The sequence below is a fragment of the Flavobacterium fructosi genome (genome assembly GCF_042787335.1).
In the GTDB taxonomy this organism is placed as follows: domain Bacteria; phylum Bacteroidota; class Bacteroidia; order Flavobacteriales; family Flavobacteriaceae; genus Flavobacterium; species Flavobacterium fructosi.
In genome coordinates this window covers 472,260-492,551 of sequence record NZ_JBHZQA010000002.1, presented here as the reverse complement: position 1 = coordinate 492,551, position 20,292 = coordinate 472,260, and the positions used below count along the sequence as shown (strand labels likewise).

At 33.3% G+C, this 20,292-nt stretch carries 19 protein-coding genes; 16 read left to right on the top strand and 3 right to left on the bottom strand.

The genetic code is table 11. The annotated features are described in order from the left end of the window. Window positions 1–409: 409 nt before the first annotated feature. The 4 genes from ACFX5D_RS05040 to ACFX5D_RS05025 all read left to right on the top strand — a co-directional run bounded on the left by ACFX5D_RS05040 (window position 410) and on the right by ACFX5D_RS05025 (window position 3,887). Window positions 410–1,156 carry an electron transfer flavoprotein subunit beta/FixA family protein gene (locus ACFX5D_RS05040; protein WP_379857154.1) on the top strand — a complete coding sequence of 249 codons (747 nt, stop codon included), beginning with the start codon at window positions 410–412 and terminating at the stop codon, window positions 1,154–1,156. A gap of 101 nt (window positions 1,157–1,257) precedes the next feature. Further along, window positions 1,258–2,223, top strand: coding sequence for an electron transfer flavoprotein subunit alpha/FixB family protein (locus tag ACFX5D_RS05035; RefSeq protein WP_379857153.1), 966 nt, complete (start codon window positions 1,258–1,260; stop codon window positions 2,221–2,223). Window positions 2,224–2,352: 129 nt separating this feature from the next. Next, window positions 2,353–2,982, top strand: a complete 630-nt coding sequence (locus tag ACFX5D_RS05030) for a bifunctional nuclease domain-containing protein (protein ID WP_379857152.1) — start codon at window positions 2,353–2,355, stop codon at window positions 2,980–2,982. Window positions 2,983–3,062: 80 nt separating this feature from the next. Further along, the gene (locus tag ACFX5D_RS05025; RefSeq protein ID WP_379857151.1) at window positions 3,063–3,887 is read left to right on the top strand and encodes a thymidylate synthase; all 825 of its coding nucleotides are present in this window, start codon (window positions 3,063–3,065) and stop codon (window positions 3,885–3,887) included. A 71-nt stretch (window positions 3,888–3,958) separates the two neighbouring features. Here the strand turns inward: ACFX5D_RS05025 and ACFX5D_RS05020 are convergent, their stop codons facing one another. After that, window positions 3,959–4,255: an isoamylase early set domain-containing protein gene (locus ACFX5D_RS05020; protein WP_379857150.1), complete on the bottom strand. Its 297-nt coding sequence runs from the start codon at window positions 4,253–4,255 to the stop codon at window positions 3,959–3,961. A gap of 236 nt (window positions 4,256–4,491) precedes the next feature. Here ACFX5D_RS05020 and ACFX5D_RS05015 point away from each other — a divergent pair, with 236 nt between their 5' ends. The 4 genes from ACFX5D_RS05015 (at window position 4,492) to porT (ending at window position 7,348) form a co-directional block, all read left to right on the top strand. Continuing rightward, window positions 4,492–4,824 (top strand): 2TM domain-containing protein, encoded by a 333-nt coding sequence (locus tag ACFX5D_RS05015; RefSeq protein WP_379857149.1) that lies wholly within the window; start codon window positions 4,492–4,494, stop codon window positions 4,822–4,824. A 12-nt stretch (window positions 4,825–4,836) separates the two neighbouring features. Then, window positions 4,837–5,319 carry a dihydrofolate reductase gene (locus tag ACFX5D_RS05010; protein ID WP_379857148.1) on the top strand — a complete coding sequence of 161 codons (483 nt, stop codon included), beginning with the start codon at window positions 4,837–4,839 and terminating at the stop codon, window positions 5,317–5,319. Window positions 5,320–5,887: 568 nt separating this feature from the next. After that, entirely contained in the window at window positions 5,888–6,619 is a 732-nt protein-coding gene (gene ubiE / locus ACFX5D_RS05005; RefSeq protein WP_379857147.1) for a bifunctional demethylmenaquinone methyltransferase/2-methoxy-6-polyprenyl-1,4-benzoquinol methylase UbiE, read from the top strand. A 24-nt stretch (window positions 6,620–6,643) separates the two neighbouring features. Beyond that, entirely contained in the window at window positions 6,644–7,348 is a 705-nt protein-coding gene (porT, locus tag ACFX5D_RS05000) for a type IX secretion/gliding motility protein PorT/SprT (RefSeq protein ID WP_379857146.1), read from the top strand. 78 nt (window positions 7,349–7,426) lie between these two features. Here porT and ACFX5D_RS04995 read toward each other — a convergent pair whose 3' ends face one another. Beyond that, entirely contained in the window at window positions 7,427–8,152 is a 726-nt protein-coding gene (locus tag ACFX5D_RS04995; protein WP_379857145.1) for a TrmH family RNA methyltransferase, read from the bottom strand. Between the two features lie 36 nt (window positions 8,153–8,188). Between ACFX5D_RS04995 and tamL the strand changes: the two genes are divergently transcribed. The 3 genes from tamL (at window position 8,189) to accD (ending at window position 12,802) form a co-directional block, all read left to right on the top strand. Continuing rightward, window positions 8,189–10,747 (top strand): translocation and assembly module lipoprotein TamL, encoded by a 2,559-nt coding sequence (tamL, locus tag ACFX5D_RS04990; RefSeq protein WP_379857144.1) that lies wholly within the window; start codon window positions 8,189–8,191, stop codon window positions 10,745–10,747. A 58-nt stretch (window positions 10,748–10,805) separates the two neighbouring features. Beyond that, window positions 10,806–11,873 carry a class II fructose-bisphosphate aldolase gene (gene fbaA, locus ACFX5D_RS04985; protein ID WP_379857143.1) on the top strand — a complete coding sequence of 356 codons (1,068 nt, stop codon included), beginning with the start codon at window positions 10,806–10,808 and terminating at the stop codon, window positions 11,871–11,873. A 74-nt stretch (window positions 11,874–11,947) separates the two neighbouring features. Next, window positions 11,948–12,802: an acetyl-CoA carboxylase, carboxyltransferase subunit beta gene (accD, locus tag ACFX5D_RS04980; protein ID WP_379857142.1), complete on the top strand. Its 855-nt coding sequence runs from the start codon at window positions 11,948–11,950 to the stop codon at window positions 12,800–12,802. Between the two features lie 123 nt (window positions 12,803–12,925). Here the strand turns inward: accD and ACFX5D_RS04975 are convergent, their stop codons facing one another. Continuing rightward, window positions 12,926–14,176, bottom strand: a complete 1,251-nt coding sequence (locus ACFX5D_RS04975; RefSeq protein ID WP_379857141.1) for an ABC transporter permease — start codon at window positions 14,174–14,176, stop codon at window positions 12,926–12,928. Between the two features lie 164 nt (window positions 14,177–14,340). Between ACFX5D_RS04975 and purH the strand changes: the two genes are divergently transcribed. The 5 genes from purH (at window position 14,341) to mrdA (ending at window position 20,292) form a co-directional block, all read left to right on the top strand. After that, window positions 14,341–15,867, top strand: coding sequence for a bifunctional phosphoribosylaminoimidazolecarboxamide formyltransferase/IMP cyclohydrolase (gene purH / locus ACFX5D_RS04970; protein ID WP_379857139.1), 1,527 nt, complete (start codon window positions 14,341–14,343; stop codon window positions 15,865–15,867). Between the two features lie 54 nt (window positions 15,868–15,921). After that, window positions 15,922–16,950 (top strand): rod shape-determining protein, encoded by a 1,029-nt coding sequence (locus tag ACFX5D_RS04965; RefSeq protein WP_073205523.1) that lies wholly within the window; start codon window positions 15,922–15,924, stop codon window positions 16,948–16,950. 84 nt (window positions 16,951–17,034) lie between these two features. Continuing rightward, a complete protein-coding gene (gene mreC / locus ACFX5D_RS04960) occupies window positions 17,035–17,859 on the top strand; it encodes a rod shape-determining protein MreC (RefSeq protein WP_379857138.1) in 825 nt (274 codons plus the stop codon). Continuing rightward, window positions 17,852–18,358 (top strand): rod shape-determining protein MreD, encoded by a 507-nt coding sequence (locus tag ACFX5D_RS04955; RefSeq protein ID WP_379857137.1) that lies wholly within the window; start codon window positions 17,852–17,854, stop codon window positions 18,356–18,358. Before mreC ends, ACFX5D_RS04955 begins: the two co-directional genes overlap by 8 nt. Beyond that, entirely contained in the window at window positions 18,355–20,292 is a 1,938-nt protein-coding gene (mrdA, locus tag ACFX5D_RS04950) for a penicillin-binding protein 2 (RefSeq protein ID WP_379857136.1), read from the top strand. The genes ACFX5D_RS04955 and mrdA overlap by 4 nt, the downstream gene beginning before the upstream one ends.

The following is a 20,292-nucleotide window of genomic DNA, read 5'->3' as shown; positions in this document are numbered from 1 at the left end:
AATTACTTTAAAATAATTAGGATTTATCCTGATGAATATCAGGAGCTATTTCCAGCTAGCCGCTATATCTTCTTGCAGTCTAGTTCCAAAAAACTAGACTGCAAGAAGGATGCCGCTTTTATCCGGGCTACGAAATCGATGTAATAGCGAACTTTTTTTACTCTATAAAAAATAACGATTAAATTTCTAATTTATTTATTTTCAAAAGAGCCAGTATTATCCTAAAATCTAAAAAAATAACTATACTAATTTTCAACAAAAGCTATCTTTTCTAACGAAACAACCAAATACGATTAAATAATTTCCGAAATCGTAATAGTTATGATAAAAATATTATGCGCGCATAGTATTTATTCAAATTAAAATTTTAAATTTGTAAAAGAAATTAAGAATAATTAAATATATACTTATGAAAATATTAGTTTGCATCAGTCACGTTCCTGATACTACTTCAAAAATTAACTTCATCAATGGTGACTCAGAATTTGATACTAATGGTGTACAGTTTGTGATTAACCCAAATGACGAATTTGGTTTAACACGAGCTATTTGGTTTCAAGAACAACAGGGTGCAACGGTTACCGTTGTCAATGTTGGAGGGCCGGAAACAGAACCAACTTTAAGAAAAGCATTAGCAATAGGGGCAAACGAAGCAATTCGTGTAAACGCAAATCCTACTGACGGATTTTATGTTGCCAAACAACTTGCTGAAGTAATTAAAAATGGTGCTTACGATGTAATAATAGCTGGAAAAGAATCTTTGGATTATAATGGCGGAATGGTTCCTGGAATGATTGCCGGTATTTTAGGTTATAACTTCTTAAATTCTTGTACATCGCTAACGGTTGACGGCACAAATGTAAAAGCAGTTCGCGAAATTGACGGCGGAAAAGAAACCGTTGCTACTACTCTGCCTTTGATTATTGGTGGACAAAAAGGATTAGTAGAAGAGAAAGATTTGCGTATCCCTAACATGAGAGGAATAATGACTGCTCGAACTAAAGCAATGACTATTCTTGAGCCTGTTGATGCTCCAAAATCAACTAAAGCAGTGAAATTTGAAAAACCAGCTCCAAGATCGGCGGTGAAATTAATTTCTGCAGATAATTTAGACGAATTAATCAATTTATTACACAACGAAGCGAAAGTAATCTAACTGTCATAAAGTCGAATGTCGAAAGTCAAAAGGATAGAAATTTACACTAAATTCCCTTTATGACTTTAGACTTTAAAACTTTAAGACTAAAATAAAAAATTATGTCAATATTAATATATGCAGAATACGCAGAAGGAAAATTCAAGAAAGTAGCTTTCGAATTGGCTTCTTATGCTAAAAAAGTAGCGGAATCATTAGGAACAACTGTAACAGCAGTGACTGTTAATGCAGGAGATGTTTCGGAATTATCAAAATATGGAGTAGACAAAGTATTAAAAGTAAACAACGATAAATTATCAGGTTTTACAGCTAAAGCGTATGCTGATGTAATCAAACAAGCTGCTCAAAAAGAAAATATTAAATTAATTTTACTTTCTTCAACTACAGACAGTATTTACCTTTCCTCACTTGTTGCTGTAGCTTTAAAAGCTGGTTATGCTTCAAATGTTGTTGGATTACCAGTTTCAACCTCGCCTTTTCAAGTAAAAAGAAATGCTTTTTCAAACAAAGCATTCAACATTACGGAAATTGACACTGATGTAAAAGTACTTGGACTTGCCAAAAACTCGTACGGAATTGTCGAAAGTGCATCTACGTTAGCTGAAGAAGATTTCAACCCCACTATTGGAGATAATGATTTTGGAGTAAAAGTTGAATCAGTGGAAAAAGTTTCTGGAAAAGTTTCCATCGCTGACGCTGACATCGTAGTTTCAGCGGGTCGCGGATTAAAAGGACCTGAAAACTGGGGAATGATTGAAGAACTAGCTTCGGTACTTGGTGCTGCAACAGCTTGTTCAAAACCAGTTTCAGATTTAGGCTGGAGACCTCATGGAGAACACGTAGGACAAACTGGAAAACCGGTTGCCACAAATTTATATATTGCTATTGGAATATCTGGTGCAATCCAACATATTGCGGGAATCAACTCTTCTAAAGTAAAAGTAGTAATCAATAGTGACCCGGAAGCTCCCTTCTTTAAAGTGGCTGATTACGGAATTGTTGGTGATGCATTTGAAATTGTTCCAAAACTAATTGAAAAACTCAAAGCTTTCAAAGCACAAAACTAGTCTTTTTAATAAATCATCTAATTTGCTATCTAAAAAACAAGATATTTGTATCTTTGCTTTTAGACAGCATTTTTTTTGAACGCTATTTATTATTAAAAAAGTACACGGTACTTTCCCATTACAACAATTATGAGCTTAGTTAAATTATCCATAAAAGGAATTTCATATAGTCAAACTCAAAACGGAGCGTACGCTTTGATTTTGAATGAGGTTGATGGCGAAAGAAAGTTACCTATTGTCATAGGTGCTTTTGAAGCACAATCTATAGCTATTGCTCTAGAAAAAGAAATAAAACCACCACGTCCTTTGACGCACGATTTATTCAAAAATTTTGCAGAACGTTTTGATATCACTATAAAACAAGTCATAATTCATAAACTAGTAGATGGTGTTTTTTATTCGAGTATCATTTGCGAAAGAGATAAAATTGAGGAAATCATAGATGCTCGTACTTCTGATGCCATAGCATTGGCGCTACGATTCAATGCTCCTATTTTTACCTACAAGAACATTCTGGACAAAGCCGGGATATATTTGAAAGCAAACCCATCTGACGCTAATAAAGACTCCCAAGAAATAGATGATGTACTTTCTAATCCGGACACTTTCGGGCGAGCAGAAGAAAGCAATCAATCCGGTAACACTTATTCCAAGCATAGTTTACAAGAATTAAATGAATTATTGGATCAAGCCGTAACTCATGAAGATTATGAAAAGGCAGCAAAAATTAGAGATGAAATCTCGAAAAGAGAATCGTAAAAAGCTTTAACCTTTAGGCTATATGCTTAAAGCAAAAAACAAACTTAGGTTTACAACTTATAGCATAAAGCATAAAGCAAATGAAACAGTATTTAGATTTAGTGCAACACGTTATGAAAAACGGTTGTCAAAAAGGAGATCGAACAGGAACAGGAACAAAAAGCGTCTTTGGTTACCAAATGCGTTTTAATTTAAGTGAAGGTTTCCCGATGGTTACCACTAAGAAACTGCATCTAAAATCTATAATATATGAATTGCTTTGGTTCTTAAAAGGAGATACAAACATAGCCTATCTTCAAGAAAACGGAGTGAGAATATGGGATTCTTGGGCTGATGCTAATGGCGACTTAGGACCCGTTTACGGACATCAATGGCGCAATTGGAACAGTGAGGAAATAGATCAAATCACAGAACTAATTACCGAACTTAAAACCAATCCAAACAGTCGTAGAATGCTAGTTTCGGCTTGGAATCCTTCTGTACTTCCTGATACAACAAAATCATTTGACGAAAATGTAACCAACAACAAAGCCGCATTGCCTCCTTGTCATGCTTTTTTTCAGTTTTATGTTTCTGATGGAAAATTATCCTGTCAGTTATACCAAAGAAGTGCCGATATATTCTTGGGAGTTCCCTTTAATATCGCTTCCTATGCATTACTGACTATGATGATTGCACAAGTTTGTGATCTCGAAGCTGGAGAATTCATCCATACTTTTGGTGATGCACATATTTATAACAATCATTTTGAACAACTTGAATTACAATTATCCCGAGAGCCAAAATCATTGCCAAAAATGATTTTGAATCCAGCCATAAAAAATATATTCGAATTTAATTTTGAAGATTTTACTCTTGAAGGCTATGAGCCTCATCCAATTATAAAAGGAAGCGTCGCTGTTTAAATTAGACGGAATCCTTGCCCCTAAATTAAAAATAATAAAAAATATGCTTTATGGCGGATTTTCATATTTGATTAGATAGACAAAACACTATTTTCTGCCCCAGCAAAATCATTCCATCTGAAAGAATCTGCATCTGGTTCATTTACGAATTGACCATCTACTACATATTTAAACTCATAAGATGCATCTTTGTTCAAGTCAAAAGTAGCTTTGAAGGTTCCGTTTTTTAACTTACTTAATACTCCTTCAGCTAAATTCCAACCATTAAAATCACCAACTACTGATGCTGATGCTGCTTGCTTTGCTTCTACCGAAAATGTAACTTTACAAACCGGTTTTGTTTTTACAAATTGTTTCTTTATCGACATAACTATTTCATTTTTAGATTTATGAGACAAAGAAAATGAATTCAGTTGGACTTTCAAAAAACCACCCGAAGTTTTAATGAAATAAGTTAAACACTGTTAATTTTTTAAATGTTTTGCTTTTTTTTTAGTTTAAATTTAGATATCCAAAATAAGAAAACGTTTTCTCCCTAAATTATAAACAACCAAAATATTACCTTTCCAAAATAAATTTTATCTTTATAAAATAAAAACGAAATATGGAAAAAGAACTACACGAACAATATGAATATGCTCGTAGAAGAATAAAACAAAAAAAAAGACTTTATTTTCATTCTGTTTTATTCCTTTTAGGCAGTTTGTTTTTGTTTATTGCCCATAAATTCCTCAACATTGGTATAGAAACAAATTGGTGTATTTGGGTAATCACAATATGGTTTTTCCTTTTTATTCTGCATTTCATAAAAGTATATATAACAGATCGTTTTATGAATAAAGATTGGGAAAGAGAACAAATAGACAGACTAGTTGCTTTACAGCAAAAAAAGACCACTCAATTAGAATCGCATATAAATGAAGAATCCGGTACATAAAATTTTAAAAAAATGATAATAATGATTGCGGCTGTAGCCGAAAATAATGCACTTGGAAAAAATAATGAATTGGTTTGGCATCTTCCAAATGACTTCAAAAGGTTTAAAGCACTTACCTCAGGGCATCACATAATAATGGGTAGAAAAACATTTGAAAGTTTTCCAAAACCTTTACCTAATAGAACCCATGTAGTTATATCCAGACAGAAAGATTACAAGCCGGAAGGTTGTGTGGTTGTTGACAGCATAGAAAAAGCAATAGAAATATGTACTGAAAATGAAACCACATACATTATTGGCGGAGGAGAAATCTATTATTTGGGATTGCCGTTTACGGATAGAATTGAAATTACACGAGTGCATGAATCTTTTGATGCAGATGCTTTTTTCCCAGAGATAAATCTTGAGGAATGGGACAAAACCACTTCAGAATTTAATAAGAAGGACGAAAAACATCTTTACGACTACAGCTACGATACCTATTTAAGAAAATAAAAAAACATCCCTTTAGGGGATGTTTTTTTTTACAATGATAAGAGAATGACCTACTCTTGAAACAGTATTTGATAACATAAAATAAAAATTACAAATATTAAAAATACTCCAGATATGAAGATAATAATATTTGATGTTTTTTGAGAATACATCTCAAAAAAGCCTTTAATACCAAATACCACGAAGGTACTAAAGACAAAGAAAACTAAAATTTCCAAAAACAAATTTAATCCTAAGAACGTATTTTGCGCTTTAAACATAGTACCATTTTGTAAAATGGTACTTTCAATACAGCTTACAAGAACAAATGAGATTGTTAGCGCAAGAAAAAACCACTTTGTTTGGGTCATTAAATCTCTCTTAATCATTGATTCTAATATTAAAAACTAGAAAGTAAAATTCAACATTAAAAACCGTCCGTGCAATACCCACTTTTAGTGATATTTCATTTTTTTTTAAATAATTACGAGACCCTTTTTTTAACCGTTTACAACAAAATCGAATTCAATTTTAGAAACCCATTTTTAGTTCGTGCCGTTTGTATTACATTTGTATAAATAAAAATAAAATGTCAAAAAACATTACACCATATAAAAATTCGACTCTAGGGAAAAAAGAGCAAGTTGCACAAATGTTTGATACCATATCCGGGAATTATGACAACCTTAATCGCGTCATTTCTTTTGGAATCGACATAAAGTGGCGTAAAAAAGTTTTACAAATAGTTGCCAAATTTAATCCTAAAACAATTTTGGATATTGCGACCGGAACTGGAGATCTGGCAATATTAATGGCTCAGACAAATGCCGACACGATTATTGGCTTAGATATTTCCGGTGGAATGCTTGAAGTGGGTAAAAAAAAGATTGCCGCTAAAAATCTTTCTGGAACGATCAAAATGATTTTAGGAGATTCAGAAAATATGCCTTTTGAAGACAATTATTTTGATGCCATTACAGTTGCTTTTGGTGTAAGAAATTTTGAAACCTTAGATAAAGGATTAGCTGAAATACTTAGAGTCTTAAAGCCAAAAGGTGTATTCGTAATTTTAGAAACTTCAGTACCAGAAAAAATACCTTACAAACAAGGGTATAATTTTTACAGTAAAAACATACTTCCTCTGATTGGTAAATTATTTTCAAATGATAATGTAGCGTATGGCTATCTATCAGAATCTTCAGCTGCATTTCCTTATGGCGAAGCGTTAAACAATATTTTGAGAAAAATTGGGTTTATAGATGTGATAGCAATGCCACAAACATTTGGCGTTGCTACCATTTACTCCGCTTCTAAAAAATAATACGGAAGATCATTTAGAACAAACATGAAAAAAATAGTTTGCTTAATTTTGTTTGCTTTCACATTAAGTGGATCAGCACAGTTTACTAAGAATATGTTCAGCAAGGACCCTATTATCAACTTGGAAAATTTCCAGAATAAAAGACTGTATTTTGGATACTTTTTGGGTTTCAACTCTTATGATTTCAAAATTGACTATAAAACGGTAGGCCCTGATATTCAGGTAAAAAAATCTACTGGATTTAATGTTGGGATTGTTGGAGATATAAAACTTCATGAATACATCAACCTGCGGTTTGAGCCAGGATTATACTACACAACAAGAGAATTAATGTATCCCAATTTCTCTACGGAATCCGATGCTTTAAGACAGGTAAATAGCACCTACATTCACCTTCCTTTGTTATTAAAATTCTCTTCTTTAAGAACAGGGAATATTCGCCCTTATCTATTAGGAGGACTATCGACTACTTTAAATTTATCTAGTAATTCAAAATCTTTAGACGATAATTTAGAGCAGCGTTTCCGCGTAAAACCTTGGACGACAAATTACGAGATGGGTTTTGGAATTGATCTATTTTGTCCTTATTTTATATTTTCCCCTTCAATCAGAGGGGTTTTTGGGCTTAAAGATGAATTGATTAGAGACAACGATCCTAATAGTCCATGGACGAGCAATATTGAATCCATAAAAACCAGAGCCGTTTTTATCAACTTTACTTTCCACTAAATAGATTTACAGATTTACTTCAAAGTACCCAGCTCTCGTGCTAAAATGATCCTTAAGCTTCGGGATGAAAACTAAATACTAGCCCCGGCGAAACTCACTCAAAACAATCGCCGTAGCGGTGGCTACATTCAAACTTTCTGTTTTTTGGATGTTTCCAAAACGAGGAATCGTTAATCTATTTTGAATCAAATTCTCCAATTCAACTGAAATTCCGTTCGCTTCATTTCCCATCACAATAATTCCTTCCTGTGGTAAATTGGTTTTATAGATATTTGTCCCATCCATAAATGTTCCAAAAATTGGTAATTTAGTTTGCGTTATAAAAGCATTCAAATCAACATAATTTACATTTACTCTGGCTATGGAGCCCATTGTAGCCTGCACGACTTTTGGATTATAAATATCAACGGTTTCCTTAGAACACAACAGCTGATTGATCCCAAACCAGTCACACAACCGCAATATAGTTCCTAAATTTCCGGGATCGCGAACGGAATCAAGAGCAAGAATCAGTCCCGATTCAACCTTATCTTTCTCAACAGGAATTTTAAAGACTGCTAAACAAGAGTTTGGAGTTGACAAAGCACTTATTTTCTTTAAATCATTGTCGTCAATACGTGTCTTTTTTACTTTCGAAACTTCTTTGAAATCGTCTTGAGTAGAATACAAATGCTCCAGTTCAAAATTAGACTGCAATAATTCTTGAATTACTTTTACGCCTTCGGCAAAAAATAATTTATTGGTGTTTCGATATTTTTTTTGCTGTAAACTCGTTATAAGTTTTATTTGGTTTTTACTAACCATAAAATAATGTACTTTTGAATTAAATATTTATAACAATTGAAGAAGATTTCCACAAAAATAACAGCATTTATTCTAATAGCAATATTTATTTGTGCTTGTAATGCTGTAAAACGAGTTCCCGAAGGAAAATTACTGCTTACTAAAAACGAAATTAAGGTAAATGATAAGATCACAAAAGAAGAAATTGTTTTTAATCAACTGTATCAAAAACCCAACAGCACCTTTCTAGGCTATCGATTGCGATTAAATTTATATAACATAGCTAACCTGAATCCAGACTCTACCTATCAAGCGAAATTCACTAATAATCCCGGAAAATATGAAAGAAAATCAAAATGGCTGTCAGCAAAACAAGTTGACAGACTAGGTCAATCTTTCTGGTATCATGGTATCCATGATTTTTTAAAAAAAACAGGGGAACCGCCCGTAATTATTGAGAAAACTAAAATTGACAAATCCATCGTACGGTTAAGCTACTATTATTTTAATTCCGGTTATTTCAATGTGAAAGCTAATTATACTATAGACACGTTGAGCATAAAAAAAGCCAAAACAAAATATACGATAATTACTGGTGCACACTATTCTTTAGACACTATAAAAACAACTATTTTAACCCCAGTCTTGGACTCATTGTATGAATCTATAAAAGCGAATAGTTTAATAAAATCAGGCAATCAATACAAAACATTAGATTTTGAGAATGAAAAAAACCGAATCACCACTCATTTTAGAAACAACGGAGTTTATTTCTTCCAGCCTAACTATGTAACTTTTGACATAGACACAATCAAAAAAGTGAATAAGGCAAATGTAAATCTTATAATCAATAATTATTCTTATCAAGAGCAAGATTCAAGTAGAGCGGAACCTTTTAAAATGTATAAAATAAGTGATGTAAACATTTACACCGACTATTCGCCAACTAAAAAGCTAAACATAACTGACAGCACCACTTATAACAATTTTAATCTATACAGCCAGAATAAATTAAAATACAAACCGCGCGCGATCACAAATGCAATCTTTATTACCAAAGGAAGCTTGTTTGCTGATAACAAAACGGTTTTAACCACACGTTACCTGAATAACCTCAAAATTTTCAATTACCCAACGATTCAATATGAAGTTGATCCAAGAGATACAACCGCACACTCGTTAATTGCCAAAATCTATTTATCCCCACGAAAAAAATATAGTTTTGGTACTAACTTGGACTTAACACATTCTAACATACAGGATGTCGGAGTAGGATTGAGTGTTTCAGAAACTATCAGAAATGTTTTTAATGGAGCGGAAACTTTAGAAATTGGAGCGAGAGGAAATATTGGTTCCTCAAAAGATTTAGCAAACCCAAAGAATAATTTCTTCAATGTTTCAGAATACGGACTAGATTTAAAATTAAATATTCCCAGAATTTTCATGCCTTTTAGTACCGAAAAAATCATTCCCAAAAGTATGATCCCTTCCACACTTGCCAATGCCGGTTTTGCAAAACAACAAAACATTGGTTTGGATAAGGAAAATTTTACGGGTGCATTATCGTATAATTGGACTCCCAAAAAAAACAATACCGCACGCTTTGATTTATTCAACGTACAATTTGTAAGAAATCTAAATCCACAAAATTACTTCAATGTTTATGGATCATCGTACAAAGCGTTAAACGAAATTGGAAAAACATATAGCAACAACAATTCTTATTTTGACACTGATGGAAATTTGATAATTGAAGACGGAACTAGCGGTTTCACCAATGATGTACTAACCGGAACTGGCAGTTTTCTTACACCAATAGCGCAAACAGCTTTTGAAAGCGTAAAAAGCATCGAAGAGCGAAGAGTGCGACTTACAGAAAATGATTTTATTCTTGCCTCCAGTTTTACATTTTCAAAAACAACTAAAAAAGATTTATTGGATAATGACTTTTACCTTTTCAGAACTAAAATTGAGTCTGCAGGGACCCTTTTGTCATTAGTAGCTAAAGGAGCAAGTATGCCTAAAAATACAAATGGGAATTACGAAATATTCAATTTAGAATATTCAGAATATATAAAAACAGAGTTCGATTATATAAAACATTGGGATTTAACTAAAGAAAAAGTCTTTGCCGTTCGAACTTTTTTTGGAATTGCAATTCCTTTCGGAAATTCAGATAACGTTCCCTTTTCAAGAAGTTATTTCTCAGGTGGATCTAATGACAATAGAGCTTGGCAGCCATATGCCTTAGGACCGGGAAGCAGTGGCGCAACTAATGATTTTAATGAAGCAAATATGAAAATTGCTATAAGTGCCGAATTTAGATTCAAACTTTTAGGCAGTTTAAAAGGAGCACTTTTTGCTGATGCAGGAAACATATGGAACGTATTGGATAATGTTGTTGATGAAAAATCAACTTTTACCGGTTTTAGAGATTTGAAAGACATTGCATTAGGCTCTGGTTTTGGACTAAGATATGATTTTAGCTTTTTTGTAATTCGTTTTGATTTAGGATTTAAGACCTACAATCCAGCGAATGAAGGCGGCAAAAAATGGTTTGAAGAATACAATTTTGGACACTCTGTTTTAAATTTTGGAATAAATTACCCATTCTAATTCTATTAATTCTTATTTTTGCAAACTAAAAACAAAAAAAATAACTAAAAAAATCACAATGGCACACAACATAAAACCAGGCGTAGCTACGGGAGATCAAGTACAAGAAATCTTCAATTACGCAAAAGAAAAAGGATTTGCATTACCAGCTGTAAATGTTACGGGATCAAATACCATCAACGCTGTTCTTGAAACTGCTGCAAAATTAAACGCACCAGTTATTATTCAATTTTCTAACGGAGGAGCTCAATTCAACGCTGGAAAAGGACTTTCTAATGTTAATGAAAAAGCGGCGATCGCTGGCGGAATAGCCGGTGCATTACACATTCATACTTTGGCGGAAGCTTACGGAGCAACCGTGATACTCCATACAGACCATTGTGCAAAAAAATTATTGCCTTGGATTGACGGCTTATTAGATGCTTCAGAAAAACATTTTGCAGAAACAGGAAAACCATTGTTCTCTTCTCACATGATTGATTTATCGGAGGAGCCAATCGAAGAAAATATCGAAATTTGCAAAGGTTACTTAGAAAGAATGAGCAAAATGGGAATGACATTGGAAATCGAACTTGGAATCACTGGTGGCGAAGAAGATGGTGTTGACAACTCTGATGTTGACAGCTCAAAATTATATACCCAACCAGAGGAAGTTGCTTATGCTTACGAGGAACTTTCAAAAGTTAGCCCAAGATTTACAATTGCAGCTGCTTTTGGTAACGTACACGGTGTTTACAAACCAGGAAATGTAAAATTGACTCCAAAAATATTAAAAAATTCTCAAGATTTTGTACAAAATAAATTCAATACGGGATCTAATCCAGTAGACTTTGTTTTCCATGGTGGTTCCGGTTCTACCCTTGAAGAAATCAGAGAAGGAATTAGCTACGGTGTTATAAAAATGAATATTGATACTGATTTGCAATTTGCATTTACGGAAGGTATTCGCGATTATATGGTGAAAAATATTGACTATTTGAAAACTCAAATTGGAAACCCAGAAGGTGCTGACGCTCCAAACAAAAAATATTACGACCCAAGAAAATGGTTACGTGAGAGCGAAGTTACTTTCAACACAAGACTTGAGCAAGCATTTGCGGACTTAAACAATGTGAATACATTATAATAAAAAGTTTAAAGTTTCAGGTTTGAAGTTTCTCAACTTTAAACTTTAAACCTGTAACAACAAAAACACTAAATATGGCTTGGTTTAAAAGAAAAGAAAAGGGAATTACAACTCCTACTGAAGACAAAATGGACATTCCAAAAGGTCTTTGGTATAAATCTCCGACTGGAAAAATTATTGATGCTGATGAACTGGCTCGCAACTTATTTGTAAGTCCAGAAGATGGTTTTCATGTTAGGATTGGAAGTTCAGCCTATTTTCAAATTTTATTTGACAACAATGAGTTTGTCGAATTAGATAAAAACATGACTTCTAAAGATCCTTTGCATTTTGTGGATACAAAAAAATATGCAGATCGATTGAAAGACGTGATGGAAAAAACCAAACTTAAGGACGCAGTACGTACTGGAGTTGGAAAATCAAAAGGAAAAAAATTGGTGATTTGCTGTATGGATTTCGCCTTTATTGGTGGCTCTATGGGAGCGGTAGTGGGAGAAAAAATCGCAAGAGGAATTGATCATGCTATAAAAAATCAACTGCCATTTGTGATGATTTCAAAATCAGGTGGAGCAAGAATGATGGAAGCTGCATATTCATTGATGCAATTAGTTAAAACATCTGTGAAACTAGCTCAACTTGCAGAAGCAAAATTACCTTACATTTCTTTATGTACGGATCCAACAACTGGAGGAACAACTGCATCTTACGCCATGTTAGGAGATATAAACATTTCTGAACCGGGTGCTTTAATCGGATTTGCCGGACCTAGAGTGGTGCGTGACACAACTGGTAAAGATTTACCGGAAGGCTTTCAGACCGCAGAGTTCCTTTTGGAACACGGTTTCCTAGACTTTATAACGCCAAGAAAAGAATTGAAAGACAAAATTAATTTGTATATCGATTTAATTCAAAATAACGAAATTAGATAAATTTAAAATCCCGAGATAATCGGGATTTTTTTTGCTTAAAAAGCACAAAGAAAAACGGCTCTCAATTATTTTGAGAGCCGTTTTTATATGAAGTCTAGTACTTTCTTTATCCGATAACAAGTCCTACATCCCGGTTCTTATTGCCTCAACAGGATCCAATTTAGAAGCGGCAATCGCAGGAAGGATTCCAGAAATTAATCCAATTAACGCGGCAAGACCAGTCCCTAAAAGAACATTTCCTATTCCTAAAACGAATTCAAAATCTACCACTTTTGTTAAAACTATAGAGATAATCCAAACTAACAAAAGGCCGATAACCCCCCCAATTACCGAAAGTATGATGGCTTCGAATAAAAATTGAAACAGAATGAATCTATTTTTTGCTCCTAAAGATTTCTGAATTCCGATTAAATTGGTACGTTCTTTTACGGAAACAAACATAATATTAGCAATCCCAAATCCTCCTACAAGTAGTGAAAATCCACTGATAATCCACCCCACAACATTCATCTGACCTAAAATATTATCAATAAAATCAGTAAAACCTGAAAATACATTAATGAAAAAATTATCGATTTCTCCAGATTTCAAACCTCTGTAACTTCTCAATTTTTGAGATATTTCGCCTTTGTAAGCTTCCATATCAATTCCTTTTTCAGGCTTTAAAATAATTACATTCGTTGATGTTGTATTACTGTCCCCGTACAGCTGACGTACAAAATTAACAGGAATAAAAACAGTAGTGTCATTACTGTCTCCAAATAACCCTGCTCCTTCTTTTTTTAAAACCCCAATAACCGTAAATCTTTTCCCGTATAAACGAACATTCTTACCGATTGGGTCAAAATTATCAAATAATTGTTTTGCAATCTCATCACCTAGGACTATTACTGTAGCACCAGAGTTAGCTTCTGATTCGTTGTAAAATCTTCCTTTTTCAAATTCAAGTCCTTGAATATCTATAAATTCATGTGAAACAGGCACAACATTGACATCACTTACGGTTTTAGAGTCGTATTTTATAGATTCTCTTTTTGTGAATATTTGGTATCCCATTTGCGCCGTATTAGTCATAGCACCTTTCATGTAGGTATACTCATCGTATTCAACATTCGGAAACTGCTCCCTTTTCCATTGTGGAATATCAGACGGTCCGAAAGAAAATTTCATTAAATAAATTGTGTTTTTATCTAAGCTGCTTAAATCTTTTGTAATCTTTCTATCCAAAGAATCCACAGCTGCCAGTACCGCTATGATAGAAAAAATACCAATGGTAACCCCCAACAAAGAAAGCAAAGTTCTTAATTTATTGTTTCGTAAGGCATTCATTGCAAAACTAAAACTCTCTTTCAATAACCGAAGATAGACTAACATAAAAACTTTTTTGCGTTAAAGTAAAATTCAATAAATTTTATTCAAAAACCTAATAAAATCCTACCAACAAGTTAGTATGATTATTTAAGATAATGTTACGAATCTTCATTGAAATTTATAATCAAAAAAAAACTATTTTTGCACTTTATAATTATAACTACACAATGAACACTACTAAAAAAATTCAATCTGCATTAATTTCAGTATTTTCAAAAGAAGGTCTTGAGCCTATCGTAAGAAAACTGCATTCTCAAAATGTCATCTTATACTCTACTGGTGGAACTGAGGACTTTATAAAAAATTTAGATATTCCTGTAATTCCAGTTGAGGATGTAACTTCTTACCCATCTATTCTTGGTGGAAGAGTAAAAACATTACACCCAAAAGTTTTTGGAGGTATTTTAAATCGTCAAGACAACGAGAGTGATGTGCAGCAGATGGAAGAATTTAATATTCCGCAAATTGATTTAGTTATTGTTGATTTATATCCTTTTGAAAAAACCGTTGCATCAGGAGCTCACGAATCTGAAATAATTGAAAAAATAGATATAGGTGGTATTTCGTTGATTCGTGCTGCTGCAAAAAATTTTAAAGACACTGTAATTGTAGCTTCTGTTGATCAATACGGGCTACTTTTGGATTTGATTACGAATCAAGAAGGATCGACTACACTTGAGGACAGAAAATTATTGGCTACAAAAGCATTTCATGTTTCTTCTCATTATGACACTGCCATATTCAATTATTTCAATACAGACGAAACTATATACAAACAAAGTATTGCTAATGGACACGTATTGAGATACGGAGAAAACCCACATCAAAAAGGGTTTTTCTTTGGAGATTTTGATGCCATGTTCAAAAAAATTAACGGCAAAGAATTGTCTTACAACAACTTATTAGATGTAGACGCCGCAGTAAATTTGATTAACGAATTCAAAAATGACGGACCTACATTTGCCATTTTAAAACACAATAATGCTTGCGGACTTGCCACAAGAAGCACCATAAGCGAAGCGTATGAAGTTGCATTGGCTTGTGATCCAACTTCGGCATTTGGAGGTGTTTTAATTTCTAACACCAAAATAGATATTAAAACGGCGACAGAAATAAATAAATTATTTTGTGAAGTAGTAATAGCTCCTGAATATGATGCTGAGGCCATTACAATCTTACAAGAAAAGAAAAATAGAATTATATTAGTTCAAAATGATGTGGTTTTACCACAAAAGCAGGTTCGTTCTTGCTTAAACGGAATTCTAGTTCAGGAAAGAAACAATATTACAGACAATAAAGAAGACTTACGAACCGTTACTACTGTAGCTCCTTCAGAACAAGAAGTTCTAGATTTAATTTTTGCTTCTAAAATTTGTAAAAACACAAAATCAAACACGATTGTTTTTGCAAAAAACGGTACACTTATTGCTTCTGGTACTGGACAAACATCAAGAGTTGATGCTTTATTACAAGCCATAGAAAAAGCAAATAATTTCCATTTTGATTTACAAGGAGCAGTCATGGCAAGTGACGCTTTCTTCCCTTTCCCCGACTGTGTGGAAATTGCAAAAAAAGCAGGTATTACGGCAGTGATTCAGCCTGGCGGATCAATAAAAGACGAATTGAGCATCAATTATTGCAATGAAAATAAACTTGCAATGGTATTTACTGGAACGCGTCATTTTAAACATTAATTTGTTTAACTTTGCCCGTCTCAAATTTATAACTTTTTAACCCCTAAAAAACTTATGGGATTTTTTGATTTCATGACCGAGGATATCGCGATAGATCTTGGTACCGCAAATACTTTAATCATACATAATGATAAAGTTGTAATTGACAGCCCTTCAATAGTTGCTCGTGATAGAGTATCTGGCAAAATCATTGCTGTAGGTAAAGAAGCAAGCATGATGCAAGGTAAAACACATGAAAACATTAAGACGATCAGACCTTTGAAAGATGGTGTAATCGCTGATTTTGATGCTTCTGAAAAAATGATAAGCTTATTTATAAAAAGCATACCGGCATTGAAGAAAAGAATGTTTACTCCCGCATTAAGAATGGTTGTTTGTATTCCTTCCGGTATTACTGAAGTGGAAATGAGAGCGGTTAAAGAGTCCTGCGAAAGAGTTAATGGTAAAGAAGTTTATTTGATACACGAACCTATGGCAGCCGCAATAGGTATTGGAATCGATATCATGCAACCAAAAGGAAACATGATTGTCGATATTGGTGGAGGAACTACTGAAATTGCAGTAATAGCATTAGGTGGTATTGTTTGTGACAAATCAGTAAAAATCGCTGGTGACGTATTTACAAACGACATCGTTTACTATATGCGTACTCAACACAACCTTTTTGTTGGAGAGACTACTGCTGAAAAAATAAAAATCCAAATTGGTGCCGCTATCGAAGATTTAGAAACTCCTCCAGAAGACATGTCAGTTCAAGGTAGAGATTTATTGACGGGTAAACCAAAGCAAGTTGAAGTTTCATACAGAGAAATTGCTAAAGCATTAGACAAATCAATTCAAAGGATTGAAGATGCCGTAATGGAAACTTTATCTCAAACGCCTCCTGAATTAGCAGCAGATATCTACAATACCGGAATTTATCTTGCAGGTGGAGGATCAATGTTGAGAGGTCTTGACAAAAGAATTTCGCAAAAAACAGATTTACCTGTTTACATTGCCGAAGATCCATTGAGAGCCGTCGTTAGAGGAACAGGTATGGCGCTAAAAAATATTACGAAATTTAAAAGTATCCTTATAAAATAACAAATTCCAATTTTCAAATTCCAACTTATAAATCAATATTTTGGAATTGGGGGTTTGATTTTTTAAAAATTTTAACTTAAAAAAATGCAGCAAATATTTAATTTTATTTTTAAAAACAGTAATCGTATACTGTTTTTGCTGCTTTTGGGTATTTCGTTAACGCTAACTATTCAATCTCACTCTTTTCATAGAAGTAAAATAATTAGTTCTGCTAACTTTTTGAGCGGAGGTGTTTATGAAAAAGTGAATAACATCAATGAGTATCTAAATTTAAAAACTCAAAACGATGCGCTTGCTCTTGAAAATGCAAAGTTAAAAAGTTTTTTATTTAATAAAAAAGATACCACCGCAATAAAGAAATTAGACAGTTTAAAAGGAGTAAAACCATCGGATATAGTAGTTTCTAAAGTGATTCATAATTCGTTCAATTCGCATGAAAACTATTTAACCTTAAATTCCGGTGAACTTGAGGGCGTAAAACCGGACATGGGAGTCATCAATGACTTAGGTATTGTAGGAATTATAGATAATACATCCCCAAAATATTCTACTGTGGTAAGTATTTTAAATATAAAATCACAAATAAACGCAAAAATTAAAAAATCAAATCATTTTGGTTCTTTGATCTGGGATGGAAAAAGCACCGGTTTCGTGCAATTAATAGATGTTCCCAGATTAGCTTCAATTAGAAAAGGAGACACTATAGTAACGGGTGGACAATCAGTTATTTTTCCCGAAAATATAGGAATAGGTACAATAGCTAATATATATACGGATAATAAAACCCATTATTACATCATAAATGTCAAACTCTTTAATGACATGACAAATTTAGGTCATGTGTATATCATAAAAAGTAAAGATCGCGACGAGCTTATTAATTTAGAAAAAAAAGAAAAAAATGAATAGCACTTTGTTAGTCAATATTTTTCGATTCGTTCTGTTATTGGCAGTCCAGATTATTATTTTTAATAATATGAATTTTTTGGGCTATATCAGTCCATTCCCATATATACTCTTTATCATATTATATCCCGTAAACGGAAACAAATCCGGTTTATTAATAGCCAGCTTTTTTCTTGGTCTTATCATGGATATGTTTTCTAATTCGGGCGGAATACACACAACCGCTTGTTTAGTACTCGCTTATTTTAGACCCTTTATTTTTAAATTTTCTTTTGGTTTGAGTTACGAATATCAAACCATTAAATTAAATGACGTGCTCACTCCGGAACGGTTCTCTTTTATATTACTTTCTGTTTTAATACACCATCTCATTTTGTTTATTTTTGAAGCTTTTCAGTTTAGCTTTATCTTAGACATATTACTGAGAACACTATTGAGTACAGTATTGACATTACTTCTTAGTATCACAATAATCTACCTTATTAAGCCAAACAAAAGATGAGAAAAGTATTGCTGCCTTCTTTAATCATTGTTGCAGCGTTATTGCTGGTGCTACGCATATTTTATTTGCAATTTGTTGACGATTCATTCAAACTTAAATCCGACAACAATGCCATCAAAATAAAGTATGACTATCCTGAAAGAGGTTATATTTACGATAGAAATGGTAAATTATTAGTTGCTAATCAGGCTTCTTATGACATCATGGTTATACCTAGGGATGTGAAAAATATTGATACTTTAGAGCTTTGTCAATTACTTGACATTACCAAAGAAGATTTCTTGAAACGAATGGCAAAAGCCAAAATATACAGTCCAAGATTACCGTCCGTATTTTTACCGCAATTAAACAAAAGCGAATTTGCAGCATTTCAGGAAAAAATTCGAAAATTCGAAGGTTTTTACTTTCAAAAACGTTCTTTACGAGACTACGAAGTCGATTTTGGAGCCAATGTTTTCGGATTTATAACACAAGTTAACGAGAAGCTCGTTGCTAAAAACCCTTACTATAACAGCGGTGATTTAATAGGAAGACAAGGAGTTGAAGAAAGTTACGAAGATATTTTACGTGGAATAAAAGGAGTAAAATATTTTCAAAAAGACAAATACAATAGAGAAATTGGTTCCTATAAAGAAGGAAGATATGATACCGTTGCTGTTCAGGGAGAAGACATCAATCTCACTATTGATGCTGAACTTCAAAAGTACGGTGAACAATTAATGGTTAATAAAAGAGGGGGAATTGTTGCTATAGAGCCTAAAACTGGCGAAATACTGGCACTTGTTACTGCACCATCTTATGACCCTTCCATATTAGTAGGAAGACAACGTTCAAAAAACTATACGGTTTTATATCACGACTCGATTGCAAAGCCATTATATGACCGAGGATTACTTGCGGAATACCCGCCAGGTTCCCCATTTAAAATTCTAACTGGCCTCGTCGCACTTCAAGAAGGTGTCGTAAATGAACATACGACTTTTATGTGTCATCACGGTTTTAGTTATGCAAGAGGCCGATTTATGAAATGTCATGGTTTTGGACCACATCAATTACATAACGGAATCTACAATTCTTGTAACACGTATTTCGCAAGCGCGTATATGCTAACCATAAATAAATATGCAAAACCAGCTTATGCCGTTGATGTATGGAGTAATCATATAAAAAGTTTTGGCCTAGGTCAATTTATGGGATATGATTTACCAACTGGAAAAAAAGGAAATATTCCAGATTCAAAAACATACAAAAAAATCTATCCTAATGGTGGATGGCGCAGTACGACAATCGTGTCAAATGCCATCGGACAGGGGGAAGTTTTAATGACACCTATACAACTTGCTAATATGATGGCAACAGTTGCTAATGAAGGTTACTATTACACACCTCATATCATCAAAAGAATTGAAGGTCATAAAATCGACAAAAAATTTACTACTAAACATGTTACCACGATAGATAAAAAGTATTATAAACCGATGATAAGCGGCTTATTTGATGTGTACAATCTAGGAACAGCAAGTTCACTTCGAGTGGATGGGATCGATATTTGTGGTAAAACAGGAACAGCAGAAAACTTTGCAAAAATAAATGGCAAAAGAGAACAACTAAAAGATCATTCCATTTTTGTGGCTTTTGCACCAAAAGACAACCCAAAAATAGCTATCGCCATTTTAGTTGAAAATGGAGGTTTTGGCGCAACAATAGCGGGGCCTATCGCTAGTTTAATGATTGAAAAATTCTTAAGAAAAAAAATCACAAGAACTGATTTAGAAACTCGCATTCTTAATACAAGTTTACAAGGACAATATGCTAAATTAGGAGGACTTTCAGAAATTATAAAATTACAATTAAGAATTGAAGATTCAATTAAAAATAAAAAAACAGCAGTTCCAGTCCCAGTTATAAAAGTGGATACAACACAACAGAATTAA

Excerpts from the sequence above, each read along its gene's own strand:
- ACFX5D_RS05040 (WP_379857154.1), top strand. The coding sequence starts at position 410 with ATGAAAATATTAGTTTGCATCAGTCACGTTCCTGATACTACTTCAAAA.
- ACFX5D_RS05035 (WP_379857153.1), top strand. The coding sequence starts at position 1,258 with ATGTCAATATTAATATATGCAGAATACGCAGAAGGAAAATTCAAGAAA.
- ACFX5D_RS05030 (WP_379857152.1), top strand. The coding sequence starts at position 2,353 with ATGAGCTTAGTTAAATTATCCATAAAAGGAATTTCATATAGTCAAACT.
- ACFX5D_RS05025 (WP_379857151.1), top strand. The coding sequence starts at position 3,063 with ATGAAACAGTATTTAGATTTAGTGCAACACGTTATGAAAAACGGTTGT.
- ACFX5D_RS05020 (WP_379857150.1), bottom strand. The coding sequence starts at position 4,255 with ATGTCGATAAAGAAACAATTTGTAAAAACAAAACCGGTTTGTAAAGTT.
- ACFX5D_RS05015 (WP_379857149.1), top strand. The coding sequence starts at position 4,492 with ATGGAAAAAGAACTACACGAACAATATGAATATGCTCGTAGAAGAATA.
- ACFX5D_RS05010 (WP_379857148.1), top strand. The coding sequence starts at position 4,837 with ATGATAATAATGATTGCGGCTGTAGCCGAAAATAATGCACTTGGAAAA.
- ubiE (WP_379857147.1), top strand. The coding sequence starts at position 5,888 with ATGTCAAAAAACATTACACCATATAAAAATTCGACTCTAGGGAAAAAA.
- porT (WP_379857146.1), top strand. The coding sequence starts at position 6,644 with ATGAAAAAAATAGTTTGCTTAATTTTGTTTGCTTTCACATTAAGTGGA.
- ACFX5D_RS04995 (WP_379857145.1), bottom strand. The coding sequence starts at position 8,152 with ATGGTTAGTAAAAACCAAATAAAACTTATAACGAGTTTACAGCAAAAA.
- fbaA (WP_379857143.1), top strand. The coding sequence starts at position 10,806 with ATGGCACACAACATAAAACCAGGCGTAGCTACGGGAGATCAAGTACAA.
- accD (WP_379857142.1), top strand. The coding sequence starts at position 11,948 with ATGGCTTGGTTTAAAAGAAAAGAAAAGGGAATTACAACTCCTACTGAA.
- ACFX5D_RS04975 (WP_379857141.1), bottom strand. The coding sequence starts at position 14,176 with ATGTTAGTCTATCTTCGGTTATTGAAAGAGAGTTTTAGTTTTGCAATG.
- purH (WP_379857139.1), top strand. The coding sequence starts at position 14,341 with ATGAACACTACTAAAAAAATTCAATCTGCATTAATTTCAGTATTTTCA.
- ACFX5D_RS04965 (WP_073205523.1), top strand. The coding sequence starts at position 15,922 with ATGGGATTTTTTGATTTCATGACCGAGGATATCGCGATAGATCTTGGT.
- mreC (WP_379857138.1), top strand. The coding sequence starts at position 17,035 with ATGCAGCAAATATTTAATTTTATTTTTAAAAACAGTAATCGTATACTG.
- ACFX5D_RS04955 (WP_379857137.1), top strand. The coding sequence starts at position 17,852 with ATGAATAGCACTTTGTTAGTCAATATTTTTCGATTCGTTCTGTTATTG.
- mrdA (WP_379857136.1), top strand. The coding sequence starts at position 18,355 with ATGAGAAAAGTATTGCTGCCTTCTTTAATCATTGTTGCAGCGTTATTG.